The sequence below is a fragment of the Phenylobacterium conjunctum genome, assembly GCF_042679085.1.
In the GTDB taxonomy this organism is placed as follows: domain Bacteria; phylum Pseudomonadota; class Alphaproteobacteria; order Caulobacterales; family Caulobacteraceae; genus Phenylobacterium; species Phenylobacterium conjunctum.
This window is the reverse complement of sequence record NZ_JBHTLQ010000054.1, coordinates 1-21,550: the sequence shown is the minus strand read 5'-3', so window position 1 is coordinate 21,550 and position 21,550 is coordinate 1. Positions and strand designations below refer to the sequence as shown.

The 21,550-nt window shown below is 70.7% G+C and carries 19 protein-coding genes, 1 pseudogene and 1 riboswitch; of the genes and pseudogenes, 9 read left to right on the top strand and 11 right to left on the bottom strand.

The window, feature by feature from the left end:
- From ACFQ27_RS17500 to purH, 4 genes are all read left to right on the top strand, one after another.
- Positions 1–1,138 (top strand): RsmB/NOP family class I SAM-dependent RNA methyltransferase (locus ACFQ27_RS17500; RefSeq protein WP_377354491.1); only part of this gene is annotated, 1,138 nt, incomplete at its 5' end.
- A gap of 39 nt (positions 1,139–1,177) precedes the next feature.
- Positions 1,178–1,840, top strand: a complete 663-nt coding sequence (rpe, locus tag ACFQ27_RS17495) for a ribulose-phosphate 3-epimerase (RefSeq protein ID WP_374344075.1) — start codon at positions 1,178–1,180, stop codon at positions 1,838–1,840.
- 9 nt (positions 1,841–1,849) lie between these two features.
- Positions 1,850–3,577 carry a heparinase II/III family protein gene (locus tag ACFQ27_RS17490; protein ID WP_377354490.1) on the top strand — a complete coding sequence of 576 codons (1,728 nt, stop codon included), beginning with the start codon at positions 1,850–1,852 and terminating at the stop codon, positions 3,575–3,577.
- Between the two features lie 27 nt (positions 3,578–3,604).
- Positions 3,605–3,688, top strand: a riboswitch (ZMP/ZTP riboswitch).
- Between the two features lie 26 nt (positions 3,689–3,714).
- Positions 3,715–5,328 (top strand): bifunctional phosphoribosylaminoimidazolecarboxamide formyltransferase/IMP cyclohydrolase, encoded by a 1,614-nt coding sequence (gene purH, locus ACFQ27_RS17485; RefSeq protein ID WP_377354489.1) that lies wholly within the window; start codon positions 3,715–3,717, stop codon positions 5,326–5,328.
- A gap of 177 nt (positions 5,329–5,505) precedes the next feature.
- Here the strand turns inward: purH and ACFQ27_RS17480 are convergent, their stop codons facing one another.
- The 5 genes from ACFQ27_RS17480 to ACFQ27_RS17460 form a co-directional block, all read right to left on the bottom strand.
- The gene (locus tag ACFQ27_RS17480; RefSeq protein WP_377354488.1) at positions 5,506–8,313 is read right to left on the bottom strand and encodes a M16 family metallopeptidase; all 2,808 of its coding nucleotides are present in this window, start codon (positions 8,311–8,313) and stop codon (positions 5,506–5,508) included.
- Between the two features lie 95 nt (positions 8,314–8,408).
- On the bottom strand, positions 8,409–9,392 hold the full coding sequence (locus ACFQ27_RS17475) for an NADP-dependent oxidoreductase (RefSeq protein ID WP_377354487.1): 984 nt from the start codon (positions 9,390–9,392) through the stop codon (positions 8,409–8,411).
- A 90-nt stretch (positions 9,393–9,482) separates the two neighbouring features.
- Positions 9,483–10,502, bottom strand: a complete 1,020-nt coding sequence (locus ACFQ27_RS17470) for a small ribosomal subunit Rsm22 family protein (RefSeq protein ID WP_377354486.1) — start codon at positions 10,500–10,502, stop codon at positions 9,483–9,485.
- Between the two features lie 6 nt (positions 10,503–10,508).
- Complete coding sequence (gene acs / locus ACFQ27_RS17465; RefSeq protein WP_377354492.1) at positions 10,509–12,392, bottom strand: acetate--CoA ligase; 1,884 nt, start codon at positions 12,390–12,392, stop codon at positions 10,509–10,511.
- A gap of 149 nt (positions 12,393–12,541) precedes the next feature.
- On the bottom strand, positions 12,542–12,916 hold the full coding sequence (locus tag ACFQ27_RS17460; protein WP_377354485.1) for a darcynin family protein: 375 nt from the start codon (positions 12,914–12,916) through the stop codon (positions 12,542–12,544).
- 82 nt (positions 12,917–12,998) lie between these two features.
- Between ACFQ27_RS17460 and ACFQ27_RS17455 the strand changes: the two genes are divergently transcribed.
- Together ACFQ27_RS17455 and ACFQ27_RS17450 are read left to right on the top strand one after the other, a co-directional pair.
- Positions 12,999–13,610, top strand: coding sequence for a TetR/AcrR family transcriptional regulator (locus ACFQ27_RS17455; RefSeq protein ID WP_374344061.1), 612 nt, complete (start codon positions 12,999–13,001; stop codon positions 13,608–13,610).
- A gap of 30 nt (positions 13,611–13,640) precedes the next feature.
- Positions 13,641–14,396, top strand: coding sequence for a creatininase family protein (locus ACFQ27_RS17450; protein WP_374344059.1), 756 nt, complete (start codon positions 13,641–13,643; stop codon positions 14,394–14,396).
- A 21-nt stretch (positions 14,397–14,417) separates the two neighbouring features.
- Here ACFQ27_RS17450 and ACFQ27_RS17445 read toward each other — a convergent pair whose 3' ends face one another.
- The 6 genes from ACFQ27_RS17445 to tsaD form a co-directional block, all read right to left on the bottom strand.
- The gene (locus tag ACFQ27_RS17445) at positions 14,418–15,605 is read right to left on the bottom strand and encodes a cell wall hydrolase (protein WP_377354484.1); all 1,188 of its coding nucleotides are present in this window, start codon (positions 15,603–15,605) and stop codon (positions 14,418–14,420) included.
- Between the two features lie 202 nt (positions 15,606–15,807).
- Positions 15,808–16,524: a class I SAM-dependent methyltransferase gene (locus tag ACFQ27_RS17440; protein ID WP_377354483.1), complete on the bottom strand. Its 717-nt coding sequence runs from the start codon at positions 16,522–16,524 to the stop codon at positions 15,808–15,810.
- A gap of 83 nt (positions 16,525–16,607) precedes the next feature.
- Positions 16,608–16,973: a Rieske (2Fe-2S) protein gene (locus ACFQ27_RS17435; RefSeq protein ID WP_377354482.1), complete on the bottom strand. Its 366-nt coding sequence runs from the start codon at positions 16,971–16,973 to the stop codon at positions 16,608–16,610.
- Positions 16,970–17,257 (bottom strand): YciI family protein, encoded by a 288-nt coding sequence (locus ACFQ27_RS17430; RefSeq protein ID WP_374344050.1) that lies wholly within the window; start codon positions 17,255–17,257, stop codon positions 16,970–16,972. The genes ACFQ27_RS17435 and ACFQ27_RS17430 overlap by 4 nt, the downstream gene beginning before the upstream one ends.
- Before the next feature lie 15 nt (positions 17,258–17,272).
- Complete coding sequence (locus ACFQ27_RS17425; RefSeq protein ID WP_377354481.1) at positions 17,273–18,274, bottom strand: NAD(P)H-dependent glycerol-3-phosphate dehydrogenase; 1,002 nt, start codon at positions 18,272–18,274, stop codon at positions 17,273–17,275.
- Positions 18,271–19,383: a tRNA (adenosine(37)-N6)-threonylcarbamoyltransferase complex transferase subunit TsaD gene (gene tsaD / locus ACFQ27_RS17420; protein ID WP_377354480.1), complete on the bottom strand. Its 1,113-nt coding sequence runs from the start codon at positions 19,381–19,383 to the stop codon at positions 18,271–18,273. Before tsaD ends, ACFQ27_RS17425 begins: the two co-directional genes overlap by 4 nt.
- 73 nt (positions 19,384–19,456) lie before the next feature.
- On the opposite strand from tsaD, the gene hemC reads away from it, so the two are divergent.
- From hemC to ACFQ27_RS17405, 3 genes and pseudogenes are all read left to right on the top strand, one after another.
- Positions 19,457–20,416, top strand: a complete 960-nt coding sequence (gene hemC, locus ACFQ27_RS17415; RefSeq protein WP_377354479.1) for a hydroxymethylbilane synthase — start codon at positions 19,457–19,459, stop codon at positions 20,414–20,416.
- A 52-nt stretch (positions 20,417–20,468) separates the two neighbouring features.
- Positions 20,469–21,209: a uroporphyrinogen-III synthase gene (locus ACFQ27_RS17410; RefSeq protein WP_377354478.1), complete on the top strand. Its 741-nt coding sequence runs from the start codon at positions 20,469–20,471 to the stop codon at positions 21,207–21,209.
- A pseudogene (locus tag ACFQ27_RS17405) lies at positions 21,206–21,550 on the top strand (hypothetical protein); the annotation flags it as partial. The gene ACFQ27_RS17410 and the pseudogene ACFQ27_RS17405, both read left to right, overlap by 4 nt.

The following is a 21,550-nucleotide window of genomic DNA, read 5'->3' as shown; positions in this document are numbered from 1 at the left end:
CGCCCGCGCCCTGACCCTGGCCGCCCTGCGTCACCTGGGGCCCATCGACCGGGCCCTGGAGGCGCGACTGGCCAAGCCGCCGCCCGAGGCGGTGAAGAACACCCTGCGCCTGGGCGCCGCCCTGGCCTTCGCCATGGGCGCGCCGGCCTACGCCGCCGTGGCCGCCAGCGTCGACCTGGCCGCCGCTTCCGCGGCGACACGACCGTTCAAGGGCCTGGTCAACGCCGTGCTGCGCAAGCTGACCCATGAGCCGCCGAACCTGGCTGATCCCGAGGCCCTGGCGCCGTCCTGGCTGTTCGCCCGCTGGCGCGCCGCCTATGGCGAGGACACGGCCCGCGCCATCGCCGCCGTGATCGCCACCGAGCCGGCCACTGATCTCAGCCTGAAGGCGGCCGATCCCACCTTGGCGGGCGTGCTGGAGGCCGAGAGCCTGGCCGGCGGGACCCTCCGGACCGCCAAACGCGGCGATGTCTCGGCCTGGCCCGGCTTCGATGACGGGACCTGGTGGGTGCAGGACGCCAACGCCGCCGTCCCGGCTCGCCTGCTGGACGCCCAACCCGGCCAGACCGCGCTTGACCTCTGCGCCGCCCCCGGCGGCAAGACCCTCCAGCTGGCCGCCACCGGCGCCAGCGTCACCGCCCTCGACCGCTCCGCCGCCCGGCTGGAACGGCTGAAGGAGAATCTCGAGCGCACCGGCCTCGCCGCCGAGATCATCACCGCCGACGCCGCGACCTGGGAGGATCCGCGCCGCTTCGAGGCGGTGCTGCTGGACGCCCCCTGCTCGGCCACCGGCACCTTCCGGCGCAATCCGGATGTGCTGTGGGCCGCCAAGCCCGGCGACATCGCCGCCCTGGCCGGGGTCCAGGCCCGCATGCTGGACGCCGCCGCCGCCAAGGTCGCCCCTGGCGGGCGGCTGGTCTATTGCGTCTGCTCCCTTGAGCCCGAGGAGGGCGAGGCCCAGACCACCGGCTTCCTGGCCCGCCATCCGGAGTTCAGAATCGAACCGGCCCTGCCGGGCGAGGCCGGCGCCCCCGAGGCGAGCCTGACGCCGGACGGCGCGCTGCGGTTGCTGCCGCAGCACCGCGCCGGGGGCGGCGACGGCTTCTACGCCGTGCGTTTCCGCCGAACGCCGCAATAGGGGGTTGGCCCAGGCGGCGCGCCCCGGTAATCCCAGGACATGCCCGCCTCCCCGATCATCGCGCCGTCCATCCTGGCCGCCGACTTCTCCCGCCTGGGCGAAGAAGCCCGCGCCGTTGAAGCCGCCGGCGCCGACTGGCTGCACATCGACGTGATGGACGGCCACTTCGTGCCGAACATCACCCTTGGCCCCGACATCGTCAAAGCCTTGAAGCCGCACGTGAAGATCCCCTTCGACGTGCACCTGATGATCGCGCCGGTGGATCCCTACATTGAGGCCTTCGCCCAGGCCGGCGCCGACATCATCAGCGTCCATCCGGAATCCGGGCCGCACCTGAACCGGACCCTGAAGCTGATCCGCCAGATGGGCTGCAAGGCCGGAGTGGTGTTCAACCCCTCGACCTCGCCCTCGGTGATCGAGTGGATGATGGACGAGATCGACCTGATCCTGGTCATGTCGATCAATCCCGGCTTCGGCGGCCAGAAGTTCATGCGCTCCCAGCTCGCCAAGATCGAGAAGCTGCGCGAGATGATCGACGCCACCGGCCGCGACATCCCGCTGGAGGTGGACGGCGGCGTCACGCCCGAGACCGCGCCCCTGTGCCTGCAGGCCGGGGCCACGGCCCTGGTGGCCGGGACCGCGGTGTTCAAGGGCGGCCCCAGCGCCTACGCCGCCAACATCGCCGCCCTGCGCGGCGGCTAGGATCCAGCCATGGCGGACGGGCTTGCGGCTTTGACGCGCCTGCCCGGGGGCCTCTTCGCGCTGGCCCTGGCTGAGGGCGCGCGCAAACAGCTGCGCCGGGAATGGACTGGCAGCCCGATGCACCGCTGGCGGATCGCCCGGCCCCGGCCGCACGGCCTGGCGGCCCGACCCCGCGATCCTCGCCCGCCCAACCTGGAGATCGGCCGCCAGATCCTGGCCGGCCGGTTCGAGTTCGGCGGCGTCGCCCTGGAGACCGGAACCCGCGGCGATCCCTGGGATCGGCCCAGCCCCTCGCGCAAGTTCGCCCAGGTGCTGCACGGCCTGGACTGGATGGGCGACCTGTTGGCCTGCGGCTCGGTGGGGGCCACCGAGGGCCTGCGCCTGACCCTGGACTGGAGCCGGGTGTTCGGCCGCTGGAACAGCTTTTCCTGGAGCCCGGAGATCCTGGAGCGGCGGGTGTTCAACCTGGCCTGCGCGGCGCATGTGATCTGCGCCACGGCCAGCGACGTTGAGCGCGACCAGGTGGCCCAAGACCTCGCCCGCCAGGCGCGCTGCCTGCTGGGTGACCTGGAGCCCCCGACCCATGCGGCCGAGCGCGCCCTCGCCGTGGCCCTGGCCGGCGCCGCCCTGGCTGGGGAGGCGGGGGAACAGCTGATGGACCGGGGGCTGGTGCGCCTGGAGCAGGCCCTGCCCCACACGGTCCAGGCCGATGGCGGCCACGCCTCCCGCTGTCCGGCGGCGGCCTTGGAGCTGTTGTTCGACCTCCAGACCCTGGATGAGGCCCTGGTCCAGCGCGGGGTCGCAGGCCCCGACGAGATGATGCGGGCCATGGACCGGCTGGCCGGCGCCGTGCGGTTCTTCACCCTGGCCGATGGCGGCCTGCCCGGCCTGCAGGGCGGCGAGGCGCGCTCACGGGCCTATGTGGCCGCCGCCCGCGCCAGTGAGGGCGAGACGGGCCGCCCGCCGGCCGGCCGCAACGGCTTCCAGCGCCTGGAGAGCCGCAGCCTGCAGGTGGTGGCCGACGCCGCCGCCCCGGCCGAGGGACCCTGGAGCCTGACCGCCTGCGCCCAGCCCCTGGCCCTGGAAATCCTGGCCAAGGGCAAGCGGATGATCGGCGCGTGCGCCTGGTCGCCGGACGCCCTGGGGCCCCAGGCCCTGCGCCTGGCCGACGCCGCCTCCACCCTGTCCCTGGCCGATGGAACCTGCGGCGAGCCGGTGCGCGGCCTGCTGGCCGCAGCCCTTGGCCCCCGCCTGGCCGGCGCCTACGCCGCGGTGGAGCACCGCCGCCAGGAGACCGATGGCGGGGTCTGGCTGGAACTGTCCCACGAGGGCTGGGCCAAGGCCTTCCGCCTGCGCCACGAGCGGCGGCTGTTCCTGGACCTGGCCGCCGACGAGCTGCGCGGCGAGGACCGGCTGACCCCCATGGGCGACACCGCGGCCGCCGAAGGCCAGCGCCGGTTCTTCCCCTATGCGGTGCGCTTCCAGATCCATCCGGACGTCCGCGCCAGCCTGGCCCGCGACGGCAAGAGCGTGCTGCTGCGGGCCGAGGGCGACGAGACCGGCTGGTGGCTGCGCAACGACGCCCAGGAGGTGGCCATCGAGACCTCTGTCCACTTTGAGGATGGCCAGCCGCGCCGCTGCCACCAGGTGGTGCTGCGCGGCCACGCCCGCGCCGACGCCGGCGCCCGCCTGCGCTGGAAACTCGCCGCCGCCGAAGCCTGGCCGCCGCCACATTGACCTTTCAGGCCTTCGCGCCTAAAGCCCGACCATCCGCGTGACTGGCGAAATCAAGGTGGGCGACCACCGGGGAGCGCGGATCTCATAGCGCCGCTCGCCTGGGCATCTTCGTGTTCACATCACAGGAGACGCCTCGCGTGCCCGCCGCCCCCGACTTCCCGCCCCCCGCCGACCGCGCGCCCATCAAACGCGCCCTGATCTCGGTTTCCGACAAGACCGGCCTGATCGAGGCGGCCAAGACCCTGGCCGAGATGGGCGTCGAGCTGGTCTCCACCGGCGGCACCCGTGCGGCCATCGCCGACGCCGGCCTGGCGGTGAAGGACATCAGCGAGCTGACCGGCTTCCCGGAGATGATGGACGGCCGGGTGAAGACCCTGCATCCCATCGTCCACGGCGGCCTGCTGTCGGTGCGCGACGCGCCGGAACACGCCAAGGCCATGGCTGAGCACGGCATCGGCGGCATCGACCTGGTCTATGTGAATCTCTACCCCTTCGAGGCGACCGTCGCGAAGGGCGGGGACTTCGAGACCTGCGTCGAGAACATCGACATCGGCGGCCCGGCCATGATCCGTTCGGCGGCCAAGAACCACGGATATGTCTGTGTCTGCACCGAACTGGCCGACGTCCAGGAAGTGCTCGACGCCCTGAAGGCCGACGGGACCACGGACCTGGCGCTTCGCAAGCGCCTGGCCGCCCGCGCCTATGCCCGCACCGCGGCCTATGACGCCGCCATCTCCACCTGGTTCGCCAAGTCGCTGGGCGACGAGGCCCCGCGGCGCCGCGCCTTCGCCGGCGCCCTGGTCCAGACGATGCGTTATGGCGAGAATCCGCACCAGTCGGCGAGCTTCTATCGGGAAGAGAACCCCCGCATCGGCGTCGCCACCGCCCGCCAGCTGCAGGGCAAGGCCCTGTCCTACAACAATATCGCCGACACCGACGCCGCCATTGAGCTGGTGGCCGAGTTTGACCCGAAGGCCGGCGCCGCCGTCGCCATCATCAAGCACGCCAATCCCTGCGGCGTGGCCCTCGGCGGCGACCTGAAGACGGCTTACGAGCGCGCCCTGCAGTGCGATCCCGTATCAGCCTTCGGCGGCATCGTCGCCGTCAACCAGCGCCTGACCGCCGACGCCGCCCGCGAGATGATCAAGATCTTCACCGAGGTCGTCGTCGCCCCCGAGGCCGATGAGGAAGCCATCGCCCTCTTCGCCAAGAAGAAGGACCTGCGCCTCCTGATCACTGGCGGCATGCCGGACGCGACCGCCAAGGGCGACCTCTTCAAGCAGGTGGCGGGCGGCTTCCTGGTCCAGAGCCGGGACAATTCGCGCCTCACGCCAGCCGACCTGAAGATCGTCACCAAGCGCCAGCCCACCGACACCGAGGTGCGCGACATGCTGTTCGCCTTCACCGTGGCCAAGCATGTGAAATCCAACGCCATCGTCTTCGCCAAGGACGGCCAGACCGCCGGCATCGGCGCCGGCCAGATGAACCGCCGCGACAGCGCCCGCATCGCCGCCATCCGCGCGGCCGAAGCCGCCGAGACCGCCGGCCTGCCGGTGAGCCTCGCCCAGGGTTCGGCCTGCGCCTCGGAAGCCTTCTTCCCCTTCGCCGACGGCCTGATCCAGGCGGCCGAAGCCGGCGCCACCGCGGTGATCCAGCCCGGCGGCTCGATCCGCGACGCCGAGGTCATCGCCGCCGCCGACGAAGCTGGCGTCACCATGGCCTTCACCGGCGTGCGGGTGTTCCGGCACTAACAGCGACGCGCTGGCCCAGCGGGCCGGCGCAAAGCTGTGTCATCCCGGCTTTCGCGTCAGCGAAAGCCGGGACCCATAGACAACGATCTGTCCTGCAAACCCCGCGCGTATGGGTCCCGGACAAGCCGCTTCGCGGCTTTCCGGGATGACATCCGGGGGATCTGCGACAGCCCGCCGCTATTTCCGCAAGCTCGCCTTATCGAGATCCAGCTCCGCCGCCGGGATCACCTCCAGGTTCGGCAGCTTGGCCTTCAGGGGTTCGGCGAAGGCCTTGGCGTCGCCGGCGATGATCACCGTCACGCCCGCCGGGTCCAGGTGGGCCTTGGCGAAGGTCAGGACCTGGTCGGGGGTCACCGCGTCCACCTTGGCGGTGTAAGCGTTGAACTCGCTCATCGGCAGGCCGTAGAGGGCCAGGTTGCCCAGGATGCCGGCCAGGCCATCGGTGGTCTCGATGCTGCGCCCGAAGCCGCCGATCAGCACCGACTTGCGCGCCTTCAGCTCCTCGGCGCTCGCCGGCTCGGCGGCCAGCTTGCCCATCTCGGTGGTGATCAGGTCCAGCACCTGAGGCGCGGACTCGTTCTTGGTCTGGGCCGCGGCGCGGAACAGGCCGGTGGTCCGGCGGGGCGCCAGGGAGGACGAGGCCCCGTAGGACAGGCCGCGCTTGATGCGGATCTCCTGGTTCAGGCGGGCGGAGTAGCCGCCGCCCAGGACGGTGTTGGCCACCACGCCCGGATAGTAGTCCGGGGCGCTGCGCGGGATGCCCAGCTTGGCCACGGTCACCGCCGCCTGGCCGGTTCCAGGCAGGTCGATGACGATGGCGCGCGGCGCCGCCTTGGGCGTGATCGCCGGCTGGTCCGGCGCCGGCGTCGAGGGCTTGGCCCACCCGCCGAAGGCCTTCTCCGCCAGGGCGAAGCCGGCCTCCGGCGTGATGTCCCCGGTCAGGATCAGGATGGCGTTGTCCGGCCGGTAGTAGGCGGCGTGGATCGCTTTCAGGTCGGCTTCGGTCAGCTTGGCGACCGAGGCCGGGGTGCCGCCGGCCACATGGCCGAAGGGCGTGCCGGCATAGATCGCCGGCGAAGTGGCGAAGCTCGCCAGCTGGCCGGGCTGCTGGAAGGCGACCGACAGGCCGTCCAGGGTCTGGCTCTTCTGGCGGTCCAGCTCATCCTTGGCGAAGGCCGGGTTCATGACCACGTCGGCCATGATCGCCATGGCCTCGGCCAGGCGTCCCGGCATGACGTTCAGGCTGACCTGGGCCGCATCCTGGCCGCCGCCGGAGCCCAGGGTTGCGCCCAGGGCCTCGGTGGCCTGGGCGATTTCGGGCGAGCTGCGGGTCTTGGTGCCCTCGGTCAGCATCCCGGCCGTCATATTGGCCGCGCCGGCCAGCCCTTGCGGGTCGGCCCAGGCGCCGGCCTTCAGGCTCATCGAGGCCGAGACCAGGGGCAGGTCGGAGGACTTGGCGACGATGACCCGCAGGCCATTGGCCAGGGTCTTCTTCGCCGGCTTCGGCAGGTTGGGCGACACGGCGGCGCCGATGGGCGGCGGGGCCTCGCGCTGGCCCTCGGGCCGTAGCTCGCTGACCGGGCCGTCATACTTCACGCTGGCCACCACCGGCGGCTTGTCCTCAGGCAGAGCCTCACCCTTGGGCCGCTCGCTTTCGGACAGGTAGCGGATGGTCATCCGCCGCTCAGGGTCGAGATACTTCTTCGCCACCCGCTGCACGTCGTCAGCGGTGACGGCCTGCAGGGCCTGAAGCTCGCTGTTGGCGCGGGCCGCGTCGCCCTCTGTGCGCAGGGCGTAGCCGAGCGCAAAGCCACGGCCGTCGATGGTCTCGCGTTCGCGCAGCTTGCCGGCCACCAGCTCGTTCTTGGCCTCGGACAGCTCGGCGGCGGTGGGCGGGGTGGCGCGCAGGCGGGCGACCTCGGCCAGCAGGGCGGTCTCGCCCGCCTCGACCGTCTTGCCCTGGGACATGATGGCGCCGACCACGAACATGCCCGGCTGTTGCGGCAGGTCGGCGCTGGAATAGATCTCCGCGGCGATCTGCTGGTCATAGACCAGCGCGTTGTAGAGCCGGGACGACTTGCCCGAGGACAGGATGGCGTCCAGCACGGTCAGGGCCGGCGCGTCCGGGTCCGCCGCGCTGGCCCCCAGCCAGGTCATCACCACCGCCGGCAGGGGCACATTGGGGCCATAGCCGGTATAGACGCCGGCCTTGGCGCGGGGCGGCTCGACCGCGGTCACCCGCGTCACCGGGGCGCTCGGATTGGTCAGGGGGGCCAGGTACTTGTCCACCCAGGCGTTCAGCTGGGCGGGCTCGAAATTGCCCACCACCACCAGGGCCACATTGTCCGGCCGGTAGTAGGCGTGGTGGAAGGCGCGCACGTCGTCGATGGTGGCGGCGTCCAGCTCCTCAATGGAGCCGATGCCGGGGCGCTTGTAGGGGTGAAGCTGGTAGGTCGCCTTGGGCAGGTAGAGGGCGAACAGGCGGCCATAGGGATCGGCGAGGACCCGCTGGCGCAGCTCCTCCTTCACCACGTCGCGCTCGGACTTGAAGTTCGTCTCATCCACCACGAGATGGCCGAGCCGCTGGCTCTCCATCCAGATCAGCCGCTCCAGGTGGTTGGCCGGGGCGACCTCGTAGTAGTTGGTGAAGTCGTCATAGGTCGAGGCGTTGTTCACGCCGCCCACGTCCTCGGTCATCCGGTCGACGCTCTCGGCCGGCAGGTCCCGGGTGGCCTTGAACATCAGGTGCTCGAACAGGTGAGCGAAGCCCGAGCGGCCGACGGGGTCGTCCTTGGACCCGACCCCGTACCACATCTGCACGGTCACATTGGGCGTCGAGGGATCGCGCGAGGCGATCACCGTCATGCCATTGGCCAGGGTCCGCTGGGTGTAGGCGATCGGCGGGACCTTGTCCGCGGCGAGGACAGGCTGGGCGACGCAGAGCGCCAGGCCGAAGGCGGCGGCGCGCAGGGTGTGACGGAACATGCGGACTTCCCGGAAGGGCGACAGGGCGTGAAAGCCTATCACCCGCTGTCGCCCAGGAAAGCTTACCGAACCGTCATCCGCGCGCCGCTTGCGGCCTAGTCGGCCAGCTTGACCAGCATCTTGCCGGAGTTGACCCCCTGCATCAGCCCGATCAGCGCGTTGGGCGCATTGGCGATGCCGTCCAGGATGGTCTCCTGGTACTTCATCTTGCCCTCCTTCAGCCAGCCGGCCATGTCGCGCTGGAAGTCGCCATAGAGGTGCATGAAATCGGTGCCGACGAAGCCGCGGAGCATCACCCGCGAATAGATGATGTTGGACAGGTTCGAGACCGCCGAGCGGCCGGAATTGTAGCCGGAGATGAAGCCGCAGACCGGGATGCGACCCAGCGTATTCATCCGCCGCAGGGCGGCTTCCAGGTGGTCGCCGCCGACATTGTCGAAATAGACATCGATGCCCTTGGGCGTCGCGGCCTCGACCGCCTCGCGGATCGGCGTCTCCTTGTAGTTGATCACCGCGTCCAGCCCGACCTCGTTGCGCAGCCAGTCGGCCTTGTCCGCCGCGCCGGTGGAGCCGACGACGTAGCAGCCCTTGATCTTGGCGATCTGGGCGGCGACCGAGCCCACCGCGCCGGCGGCGGTGGAGACGAACACCTGCTCGCCGTCCTTCAGCTTGCCGATGTCCAGGAGGCCGCCGTAAGCTGTGAAGCCGGTCATGCCGAGCGCATGCATATGCACGGTCACCGGCAGCTCCGGATCGGCCGCCAGCTTGGTCAGGCCCTTACCGTCCGAGGTGAAGTATTCCCGGAAGCCCAGGCGGTTGGAGACCAGGTCGCCGACCTTAAAGGCGTCGGACTTGGACTGCACCACGCGGCCCAGGGCCCCGCCCATCATGGCCTCGTTCAGCTCCTGGCCAGCGGTCAGGCGCGGACGCATGGCCGGGTCCACAGACATGTAGAGGTTCTGGACCAGCACGCCGCCGTCCGGCGCGTCGCCGACCTGGGTCTCCACCATCGCGAAGTGCTCAGGCTCGGGCATCCCCTTGGGGCGGTCGACAAGATGGATTTCACGGCTGAGCGGCATGGGAAACTCCCCTGGAAGGCGCTGGAAAAGGATCGTCCGGGAAATGCGGTCCGGAGCGGCGGGCACCATGGCCCGTGTCGAGGCTCGGGGCTAGTCCCCAGCACCGCCGCCTTCGCTCGCCCCGCCTGCGGGAAGAGGAAGGCTGTCACCCCAGTCGAGACGCCGGACGCTCGCGAACGCCGCCTTGTCCCGCTTGGCGATCTCGCGCATCTCAACCGCGCCCTCCGGCGTGCAGAGCTTGAGCGTGATCGCCGGCTTCTGGATCCTGGGCGGGGCGAGCACGCGCGGGGTGGCGGGCTCGAGCGTCACGCCCGGCCGCGCCACGGCCAGGTAGATGAACTTCTCATCCTCGAAGGGGGCGTCGGCGCCCTTGGCCAGGCGGTGGTCGCGGCTGCGGGGCAGGCGCTGGACGAAATGGCACCAGTCCGGCTCCACCAGGGGACAGGCCTGGGCGTGCGGACAGGGCGCCAAGATCGCCGCGCCCTCGCCGATCAGCAGGTCACGGGCCGCGCGCAGGCGGGCGAAGCCGTCGGGCGTGCCAGGCTCCACAAGGATCAGGACCCCGGTGGTCGCCGCCCATAGCCCGCCGATCGTCTCGGCCTGGCGCGCCGCGGCGATCTCGGCCAGGGCGTAGCTCGCCACCACCAGGTCGGCGCTGGGCCAATCCTTGGGCGCTGCCAGGTCGCCGATCCGCCGCTCGGCGCCGGTCAGGGGGTCGGGGCCGTCCTCGGCCAGCCGGCCGGCCATCTCCAGGAAGGCGCGGTTGGAATCCAGCAGGACAGCGCCTGAGATCTCCGGCCAGGTCTCCAGCGCCGCCCAGCCGGCGCCGCCGGGACCCGCGCCCGCATCGAGCAGGGTGTTCGGCGCAAAGCCAGGCGCCCTCTGGGCCACCTCATCGAAGGCCCGGGCGCAGGCGGCGTAGGTGGCCGGCAGCCGGGCCAGGACATAGGCCGTCGCGCCCGCCTGGTCCTTGACCACCCCGGCCGAGCCCTGCCGTCCGCGATAGGCGCGGCTGATCTCGCCCGCCCGCTCGGCGAGGCCAGCGCGGGAGACGCCCTGCATCAGGCGCTCGGCGGCGGCCCGAAGCGCCGGCGGCAGGTCAGGCGTCATGCCGGATCAGCCGCCCCGGTTCTTCACCAGGTCATCGACCACCGCCGGATCGGCCAGGGTCGAGGTGTCGCCCAGGTTGGACAGGTCGTTCTCGGCGATCTTGCGCAGGATGCGGCGCATGATCTTGCCCGAGCGGGTCTTGGGCAGGCCCGGCGCGAACTGCACCACGTCCGGGGCCGCGAACGGCCCGATTTCCCGACGCACCCAGCCCTTGAGCTCGGCCTGCAGGATGTCGGTCGGCGTCACGTCGGCCTTCAGGGTCACGAAGCAGTAAACCCCCTGGCCCTTCACGTCGTGCGGATAGCCGACCACGGCGGCCTCAGCGACATTCTCGTTGCCGACCAGGGCGCTCTCGATCTCGGCGGTGCCCAGGCGGTGACCGGAGACGTTGATCACATCGTCCACGCGGCCGGTGATCCAGTAGTAGCCGTCCTCATCCCGGCGGCAGCCGTCGCCGGTGAAGTACTTGCCGCCATAGGTCGAGAAGTAGGTGTTGAAGAAGCGCTCATGGTCGCCATAGACCGTGCGCATCTGGCCCGGCCAGCTGTCGGTGATCACCAGATTCCCACTGGTCGCCCCGTGCAGAGGCTTGCCCTCGGCGTCCACCAGCTCAAACTTGATGCCCGGCAGCGGCTTGGCGCAGGAGCCCGGCTTCATGGCCGTGGCGCCCGGCAGGGGCGTGGCCAGGCAGGCGCCGGTCTCGGTCTGCCAGTAGGTGTCGACCACCGGGCAGCGGCTGTCGCCCACCACGCGGTGGTACCAGAGCCAGGCTTCCGGATTGATCGGCTCGCCCACCGAGCCCAGCAGGCGCAGGGTCGAGCGAGAGGTTTTCTTCACCGGCTCGTCGCCTTCGCGCATCAGCGAACGGATGGCGGTGGGGGCGGTGTAGAAGATCTCGACCTTGTGCTTGTCGATCACCTCCCAGAACCGCGAGGTGGTCGGATAGTTGGGCACGCCCTCGAACATCACGCTGGTGGCGGCGTTGGCGAGGGGGCCGTAGACCACATAGGAATGGCCCGTGACCCAGCCCACATCGGCCGTGCACCAGAAGACCTCACCGGGACGGTAGTCGAACACCAGCTCATGGGTGTGGCTGGCCCAGACCAGATAGCCGCCGGTCGTATGCAGCACGCCCTTGGGCTTCCCGGTCGAGCCGGAGGTGTAGAGGATGAACAGCGGATCCTCGGCGTTCATCGGCTCGGGCTCGCAGGTCGCCTCCACCCCCTGCTTCAGGTCGGCGTAGAAGGCGTCGCGGCCGGCCTTCATCGGCACGTCGGCCTTGGTGCGCTTGATGACGATGACGTCGGTGACGTCCGGGCACTGTTCCAGCGCCTCGTCGACATTGCGCTTCAGCGGGATCGCCTTGCCGCCACGCAGGCCTTCGTCGGCGGTGATGACGATGCGGCTGTCGCAGTCCTGGATCCGGCCGGCGATGGAGTCCGGCGAGAAGCCGCCGAAGATCACCGAGTGGACCGCGCCGATCCGGGCGCAGGCCAGCATGGCGATCGCCGTCTGCGGGATCATCGGCAGGTAGATGGTGACCCGGTCGCCCTTCTTGACCCCCTTGGCCTTCAGGACATTGGCCATCCGGCAGGTCTCTTCATAGAGCCGGCGGTAGGTGAAGTTGTCCGAGATGTCGCCTTCGTCGCTTTCCCAGATGATCGCCACCTGGTCGCCGCGCTCGGCGAGATGGCGGTCCAGGCAGTTCACCGAGACGTTCAGCACCCCGTCGGCGTACCAGCGGATGTGGAAGGGATGCTTGTGGAACGAGGTGTCCTTGATCTGGGTCGGGAAGGTCATCCAGTCCAGGCGCTTGGCGAGATCGCGCCAATAGCCTTCCGGGTCGTCCTCGACCCGCTTGACCGCCGCCTCATAGGCCGCTGCGTCCATATGGGCCCGCTTGGCCCAGGCCTCGGGAACCGGGAAGATCTCACCCTCGCTCACCGCACGCACTCCCTCTTCGCTTTGACCGGGAGTTATGCGGAAGGGGGCCGGGTGCGCAACCGCCGACCCTACGGAATCGACACCAGAGATGACGTTCAGGCCGCCGCATCCGCACCGACCGTCGCAGGCTGCGCCAACTGCGCCTCATAGGCCTTCCAGCCATCCTCCAGCGAGGGGATGACATCGAGGACCTCGAAATAGGGGACGCCGCCCAGCAGGTCGGTGTCGCGCAGAGCCTCGATCAGGTGGTTGTAGGCGATCAGGTCGGCGGTCTCGAACACCATCAGGTCGGTGCACCGGCCGTGAAAGGCTTCGGCGTCGAAGTAGCGCATCGTGACCTCCGGCCGCGCCGAAAAGATCGGACGGACCTGGGTCTCCACGAAGGCGGCCCGCGCCGCCCGGTCGAGGGCCAGCCAGGTGGGACTGGAGCGCAGCAGCATAAAGATCGTGAAGGGCGGGGTTTGGCGCATGGGAGAGACTCCATCGGGGTTGTGCGATCAGACGCCCCCCGACAATATGAGCTTAGACTCATGTTCAGGACTCGCATTCCCGGTGCGCGACGACGACCCCATCACCCCGCGCAAGACCCCCCGCCAGGCCCGCGCCGAGGCGACGGTGGAGGCGATCATCGAGGCGGCGGCTCGCATTCTGGAGCGCGAGGGACTGGAGGCGTTCAACACCAACGCCATCGCCCGCCAGGCCGGGGTCAGCGTCGGCTCGCTCTACCAGTACTTCCCTGGCAAGGACGCGGTCATGGCGGCCCTGATCCGGCGGGAGTCCCAGGCCTTCGCCCGCGCCCTGGAGGCGGCTCTGCGCACCGCCCGCTCCAAGAGCCTGGCCGGCGCGGTGTTCACCATCGCCGAGACCGCCGTGGCCCACCAGGCCGCACGGCCGCGCCTGGCCCGCCTGCTGGACCTGGAGGAGGAGCGGCTGGGCCTGCAAGCCGAGGCCCGCGGCCGCGACCGCCGGGTGTCGGACATCCTGGCCGCCTTCCTGGTCGAGCGGCGCCTGGGGGACCACGAGGCGGCGCTGGATATCCTGCACATGTCCCGGGGCATGATCGACGCCGCCCTTGAACGCGGGGCGGCGGACGGTCTGTCGATGCGGCTGACCCGGGCGGTGCTGGGCTATCTGTCGCTTTCACCCAGTCGCGTGGGCCAGTAAGTTCGGCCCCTCATCCCCACGGAGTCCGCCATGCTGCTGCACCTGTCCACCTGGGCCGAGATCGAGGCCTATCTTCAGCGGTCGAAGACGGTGGTCGTGCCCATCGGCTCCAACGAGCAACATGGGCCCACCGGCCTGCTCGGCACGGACTGGCTGTGCCCGGAGATTATCGCTCACGAGGCCCAGAAGAGCGGCGACATCCTCGTAGCGCCCACCTTCAACATCGGCATGGCCCAACATCACCTGGGCTTTCCGGGCACCATCTCGCTGCGCCCCTCGACCTTCATCGCCGCCATCGGCGACTGGTGCCGGTCGCTGGGCGCGCACGGGTTCGAGAAGATCTATTTTCTGAACGGCCACGGCGGCAACGTCGCCACAGTGGAGGCCGCCTTCTCCGAGCTCTACGCCGAGGCCAGCTTCCGCAAGGAAGAGCGCGGCTTTGCGCTGAAGCTGCGCAACTGGTGGGAGCTTCGCGGGGTGAATTCCCTGGCCAACCGCCAGTTCCCCACTGGCCACGGCAGCCACGCGACCCCGTCTGAGATCGCGGTGACCCAATGGGCCTATCCGGACAGCATCAAGACCGCCGACTACGCGCCCCAGATCGCGCCCACCGGCCCGATCCGCGAAGCTGTCGACTTCCGCGCGCGCTATCCCGATGGCCGCATGGGCTCCGACCCGGCCCAGGCCACCCCGGAAAAGGGCGGTGAGCTGGTCGCCCTGGCGGCCCAGGGCCTGTTGGAAGAAGTCGCCGCCTTCTCGGCCGAGCCGTTCCCGGCGCGGGGCTAACCGCCCCGCACCTTAAGACCGTCAGAACGGCTGCGAGGGCATGGCCAGGCGCGGCGTGGCCCTTTTCGGTCGGCCGGCCCAGTCGAGCTCCTCGGCCGGAACAACCTCGGCCTTGGGCGCGACGTCATTGACGGTCTTGAGCGGCTCGGGCGCCGGGGCGTCGGAGGCGTGCGCGTCGGCCGGCTTGCCGGCGTGGTCGGCGGCGGCCAGCACCATCGCCGGCGCTTCGGAGCCGACCTCCGCCACCGGGGCGGCGTCCAGGCGGGCCTGGCCGGCGACCTTGTCCAGGGCCGCGATCTGCATGCCCGCGACCTCGCCGCCCTCATAGCGGCCGGAGAAGGCGGGGGGCCGGCCCCAGCTGCCGGTCCAGCGATAGAAGATGTGCGCGCCGATGGTCGAGACCTTGACCAGGTTGGGGCTCCAATAGGGGGCCACATAGACGGCGTGATAGTGGGTGGCGGTGCCGACCTTGCGCATGACATAGCCGTTCAGCGCCGCCTCGGCCAAGGTCCGGGCGCGGGCCCAGACGGCCGGGATCGGCTGGCCGCGCATCGAGCCGTCACAGGTGAAGCTGAACTGGCAGCCGGTCTTCAGGTTCGAGCCCTCGAACACCACGCCGCAGACGGTCTTCGGATAGGCCGGGTGACGCAGGCGGTTCAGCACCACCTGGGCGACGGCGCGCTGGCCGTCGACGCTTTCCCAGCGGGCCTCGTAGTAGAGGGCCGCGGTCATGCAATCCAGGGCGCGGGCCTCGTCCAGCATGCCGCTGGTCTTCAGGTGGAAGGGCTTGGCCGGCGGATTGGGCAGGGTCGAGGTGGGATTGTTGGCGTTCCAGATCCGCGCCTCATCCGGGGTCATGTCCTGCAGGCGCAGGATGCCGGTCTCTTCCGGCGGGGCGCCAGCGTCGGCGGCCTCCGTCAACTGCGCGCCCTGAGCGGCGAAAGCGGCGGTGCGGCTGTCGAAGCGGCCGGCCAGGGCCAGCATGGCCGGGTCCATGCCCGCGGTCAGGCGCGCGAAAGCCTCGGCCGACATCTCGCCGCGGGTCACCTTTGCGATGGCGGCGTCCTTGGGGCCAGGCGCGCCGGCGAAGGCCAGGGAGGCGGTCAGGGCCGCCAGCACGCCCAGCTCGACGCCCACCAGGTGGACGGCGTCGCGCCGCCATGCGGCGTCACGGAGGTGATTCAGAACGGAACGAACCAGGTTCAGCACGGACAAACGCCTCAGCTCTTCGCAGCGCACACACAACCCGACGGCGACCCCATACGCCCAAAAGGCGGGGGCGGCCACCCGGATTTTTCACATTTCGTTAACTGCGGGGGAGTCGCAGCGACTCGCCCGCTGCACGAAGCGGGCCAGCCCTAAGGTGCGCCAGAGTGGGACGCCAACAGCTTGGCTTTACGCGAGGGTCGGCTTAGCGCGGGATTTCTTTGGTCTTGGTCAGCGCCACCTGGCGGTAAACCGACGTCACCTCGAAATACTCGCGGAAGACTGCGTGGAACCGGTCCAACGCCTGTTTCACACCGGGACCGCCGATCTCGCTCTCATGGTGCCAGTAGTCGTCCAGCACCATCATGCCGCCGATTTTCAGCATCGCAGCGCAAAACGCCAGGTCGACGCCCACAGCCCAGGCGGTGTGTGAGCCGTCCACATAGATCAGGTCGAAGGCCTCGCCGGCCTCCAGCATCTTGGGCAGCTCGTAGGTGGAGAAGCCCTTGCGGGTGGTCAGGTTGTCGAAGTTGAGCTTGGCCGTGTTGCGCTGAAAGCGCGGCTCGACCGCGTGGTACTTCTCTTCCGGGTTCAGGGCTTCGTCGAACCAGGGGTCGATGACCGTGACGTCCAGGCGGGCCGGCAGCAGCCAGTCCATGAAGGCCAGGTTCTTGCCCTCATAGGCGCCGATCTCGAGATAGCGGATCTGGCCGCGCGGCTTCGCGAACTCGCGCAGCAGGGGGGCGACGAAGGGGATGTTGTTGTCCGCCCAGTCGGTGGTGAACTCAAAGCCCATCGCCTGGCAGTGGGCGGCGAAGGCCTCGGCCTCACCGGCGGCCCGCGGCGTGGCCAGCATGGTCTTGGCGAAGGTCGGCGCGAACCGGCCATTGATCGTCGCAAGATTGCGCAGCGCGTCAGCCAAGGGGGTCTCCTTCCGGGATCAGACCCCGACAGGCTTAAGCGCGGCGAGTTAAGGAAGAGTCAGAGGCGCCCTGGGCCGCTTGATCAGGCCGTCACCACCTCGCCGCCCACCACCGCCACCGGCCAGGGCGTCAGGCGGTCGTCAGCGCAGGGGCCGGCGACGCACAGGCCGTCGAGCCGGAACAGCGCCCCGTGGGCGGCGCAGATGATCCGGTCGCCCTCCCGCGTCAGATAGCGGTCGTCCATCACGCTGAGCGGCCAGTTGTTGTGCGGGCACGAGTCCACCCAGCCTCGCACCGTGAAGCCCTCGCGGACGATGAAGCCGGCGAACATCGCCCGCTCGACCCGGAACCGGAACCCGCGCGCGCCCGGGTCGGCCAGTTCGGCCAGGGCGCAGAGCCTCACCCCGGCCGGCGGCCGGGCGGGATTGTCGGCCTCGGGCGGCTTCACCCCAGCTGACCCAGGGTCGCCTTGAACGGCAGGATGTCCACCGACCCGAACAGGCCGGCCTTGGAGTAGGGATCGTTCTCCGTAAAGGCGCGGGCCTCGGCGATGTCGGCCACGTCCAGCACGATGATCGAGCCGGCCATGTCACCTTTGTCGTCCAGGATCGGCCCGCCCAGCTTCATCTTGTCCATCTGGCCACGGGCATAGGCCAGGTGCTCCTCACGGGTGGCCATACGCAAGTCCAGGGACTGCGGCTTGTCCTTGCAGACCAGAACGAAGAGCGGCATCGGCGTATCTCTTTCTCAGGACTCAGATTTCAGGGGGCGCGACAGCAGGCCGGCGATGGCGGCGTCCACCTCAACCTCCCCGGCCAGGATGGCGGCGACGGCCTCGCAGATCGGCGCCTCGACGCCCAGCTTGGCGGCCAGGGCGCGGACGGCGGGCGCGGACGCCACGCCCTCGGCCACAGACAGCTTGCCGGACAGGGCCGCCTCCAGGGTCTGGCCCAGACCCAGGGCCAGGCCGACGCTCATATTGCGCGACTGCGGGCTGGAGCAGGTGAGCACCAGGTCGCCCAGGCCGCACAGGCCGGCGACGGTCTCGGGCCGGCCGCCCAGCGCCACGGCCATGCGGGTCATCTCCGCGAAGCCGCGGGTGATCAGGGCGGCGTGGGCGCTGCGACCCAGGCCCCGGCCCTCGACGATGCCGCAGGCGATGGCCAGCACGTTCTTCACCGCCCCGCCGATCTCGGCCCCCAGCAGGTCGTCGGCCAGGTAGGGCCTGAAGGTCGGGGTCGCCAGGGTCTCGGCCAGGGCGCGGCCCAGGGCCTCGTCGGCGCAGGCCAAGGTCACGGCGGTGGGCAGGCCGGACGCCACCTCGCCCGCAAAGCTCGGCCCGGACAGCACGGCGATCTGCGCCTGCGGAATGGCTTCGGCGGCCACCTCGGTCATCAGCTTCAGCGAGCCCTGTTCCACCCCCTTGGCGCAGAGCACCACCGGCAGGCCGGGACGGGCGACAGCGGCCAGGCTGGTCAGGACGGAACGCAGGTGTTGGGCCGGGGCCACGGCCAGGATCAGATCGCAAGCCCCAAGGTCGGCCATCTGGTCGGTGGCGGTGATACGGGGATCCAGAGCCACGCCGCTCAGGAACAGGGTGTTCTCGTGGCTGGCGTTGACCGTCTCGACCACCTCGGCCTCGCGGGCCCACAGGGTCACGGACAGGCCGGCGCGGGCGCAGACCTGGGCCAGCGCCGTGCCCCAGGCGCCGCCGCCGATCACGCCGGCATGGGTCAGGTTCGCGGTCATGCCTTGGCTCCCTTGCGGCCGGCCAGGTGGGTGGGATTGGCCGCCGCGGCCTCTGCGTCCAGGGGCCAGCGGGGCCGGGCCGGCGCATCCAGCCGATCTGTCATGCCCCGGGCCAGGCGCTCGGCGCCGGCCAGCGCGATCATGGCGGCGTTGTCGGTGCAGTAGGCCAGCGGCGGGGCGTCGAAGGAAAAGCCCCGCTCGGTGGCGATCCGGGTCAGGGCCGCGCGCACGGCGCCATTGGCGGCCACCCCGCCAGCCACCACGAAGCGTAAGGGCTGGCCCTCCCGGGCGCGGGCATAGGCGTCCATGGCCTTCTCGGTGCGTTCTGACAGCTGGCGGGCGATGGCGGCCTGGACGGCGGCGGCCAGGTTGGCGCGCTCCGTCTCCGTCGTAACCCCTTCCGCCAGCCGCGCGGCGGCGGTCTTCAGGCCCGAGAAGGAAAAGTCGTAGCCGTCGCGGCCCAGCAGGGCGCGGGGCAGGGTGTAGCCTGCGGGATCACCGGTGGCCGCCAGCTTCTCCAGGGCCGGGCCGCCGGGATAGGGCAGGCCCAGGGTCTTGGCGATCTTGTCGAAGGCCTCGCCGGCCGCGTCGTCGATGGTCGAGCCCAGGCGCCGGCACTGGCCCACCCCCTCCACCGCCAGCAGCTGGCAGTGACCGCCGGAGACCAGCAGCAGCAGGAAGGGATAGGGAATGTCAGCGGCCAGCCGGGCCGAGACCGCATGGCCCTCCAGGTGGTTCACCGCCACCAGGGGCAGGCCGCGGGCGAGCGCCACCGCCTTGCCGAAGGCCAGGCCCACCATCACCCCGCCCACCAGGCCGGGCCCGGCGGTGGCGGCGACGCCTGACAGGTCGCCATAGCTGACCCCCGCTGCGCGCATGGCCTCGGCCGCAATGCCGTCGATGGATTCCACATGGGCGCGGGCGGCGATTTCCGGCACCACCCCGCCATAGGGGGCGTGGGCGGCGATCTGCGAACCCACCACCGAGGACAGCACCTCGACCGCGCCGGACGCCTTCAGGCGCACGACCGAGGCCGCGGTCTCGTCGCAGCTGGTCTCAAGCCCCAGGACGGTGAGGTCGCCTGGCAGGTCGGGCGGAAGATGGGGCATTCGGTTGCGGGTCTCCGCGCCCTCCTGTAGCAGGCGGGTCAGGTTTGAACTTGGTCGAGGTAGCCGTCCCGCCGTGCCCACGCAACCGCTTGTCCGGATCGGGGCCCGTGGCTCCAAGCTCTCCCTGGCCCAGGCCGGGATGATGCAGCGTCGTATCGCCGCCGCCCTGGGCGCTCCGCCGGAGGACGCCGAGAAGGTCGCCCCGCTGATCGTCATCACCACCACCGGCGACCGCGTCCAGGACCGCCGCCTGCTGGAGATCGGCGGCAAGGGCCTGTTCACCAAGGAAATCGAGGAGGCGATGCTGGAGGGCCGCATCGACTGCGCCATCCACTCCCTGAAGGACATGCCGGCGGAATGCCCGGAGGGCCTGTCGCTGTCGGCCATCCCCGAGCGCGAAGATCCCCGCGACGCCTTCCTGAGCCTGAAGGTCGAGCGTCTGGAGGACCTGCCCCAGGGCGCGCGCCTGGGCACCGCCTCGCTGCGCCGCCAGGCCCAGAGCCTGCACCGGCGCCCGGACCTGGACGTCCAGATGCTGCGCGGCAATGTCGACACCCGGCTGGCCAAGCTGGAGGCCGGCGAGGCCGACGCCATCCTGCTGGCCCTGTCCGGCCTGAAGCGCCTGGGCCTCGGTCACCTGCCCAAGAGCCTGATCGATCCGGTGGCGGTTCCGCCGGCCCCGGGCCAGGGCGCCCTGGCCATCCAGACCCGCACCAAGGACATCGACGCGCCCTGGCTGGCCGCCGTGCGCCATGCGCCGACCATGATCGCCATCGCCGCTGAACGCGGCGCGCTCGCGGCCCTGGAAGGCTCGTGCAAGACCGCCATCGGCGCGCACGCCCGTTTGTCGGACACCTCGATCAGCCTGATCGTCGAGGCCCTGTCGCCCGATGGCCGCCACCGCTTCCGCCGCGAGGCCGAGACGGTGTTCGGCGCCGGCGCCGACCGCGAGGCCCAGGCTCGCGCCCTGGGTCTGGAGCTGGGCAAGGCCATCCTGGAAGAGGGCGGCGACCTGCTGGCCCTGCACGACTGACGGCCAAGCTTCATCGATTGATTTGTACCCGTTCTGGGGTCAGGCTCGGGGCATGAACGACACCGGACGGAAGATCTGGATCACCCGCGCCCAGCCCGGCGCCGACGCGACCGCCGAGCGGGTGCGCGCCCTGGGCCACAGGCCGGTGGTGGCGCCCCTCCTGGCCGTTCAGCCGGTCTTGGGCGCGGAACCGGACCTGTCCGGGGTGGGCGCCCTGGCTTTCACCAGCGCCAATGGGGTGCGCGCCTTCACCGCCCTGTCGCCGGTGCGAGCCTTGAAGGTTTTCGCCGTCGGCGCCGCCACCGCCAAGGCCGCCAAGGCGGCGGGCTTCCGCCAGGTCCTGTCCGCCGACGGCGACGTCGAAGCCCTGGCCGAGGGGATTTCAGGGCGCCGGCGGGAGATCGCCGGCGTAGTCCTGCATCCCGGCGCCGCTGAGCCGGCCGGCGACCTGGTGGGCATGCTGGCCGAGCAGGGGGTCGAGGCGCGCAGCCTGCCGCTGTATGACACCGCCCCGGCCGCCTTCGGTCCGGCCGAGCTGGCTGAGCTCGAAGGGGTCGAGATCGCCCTCCTGCACTCGCCCAAGGCGGCGGAGGCCCTGGCCGCCCTCCTGGCCCGCCACCCCATGCCGGAGCTCTCGGTGCTGGGGCTATCGCGCAATGTGCTGAAGCCTCTGGCCGAGATTGACCTCGCCCATCGCGCCTTCGCCCCCTTCCCTCTAGAAGCTGCGCTGCTTAACCTGATCGACCGTGCGCCGGGCGCCTGCCCGGCCTCCGAGGAAGATCTGGCCAGATGAGCCCTCAGCCCGACCCGCCCGACCTGCTGGGCCCGCGCGATCCCGCCGATCTCGGGCGCCAGCGGCTGATCGGGCGCGGGTTCTGGACCGGGGTCGCAGTGTCGGTGCTGGTGATCCTGGCCCTGCTGGGCCTGTTGAAGTTCGGCCCGCGCCTGTTCGTCACCGCGCCCAGGACCGGCGCCCCCGCCGAGACCGCCACCCAACCGGCGCCCACAGCACCGGCCCTGGCCCAGGCCCCGCCGCGCGAACGCCCCATCCCCGCCGACGCCGCCCCGGCCTCCGCCGAAGTCGAACGCCTGGCCCAGCGGGTGGACATGCTGGAGGCCCAGCAGTCCCGCGCC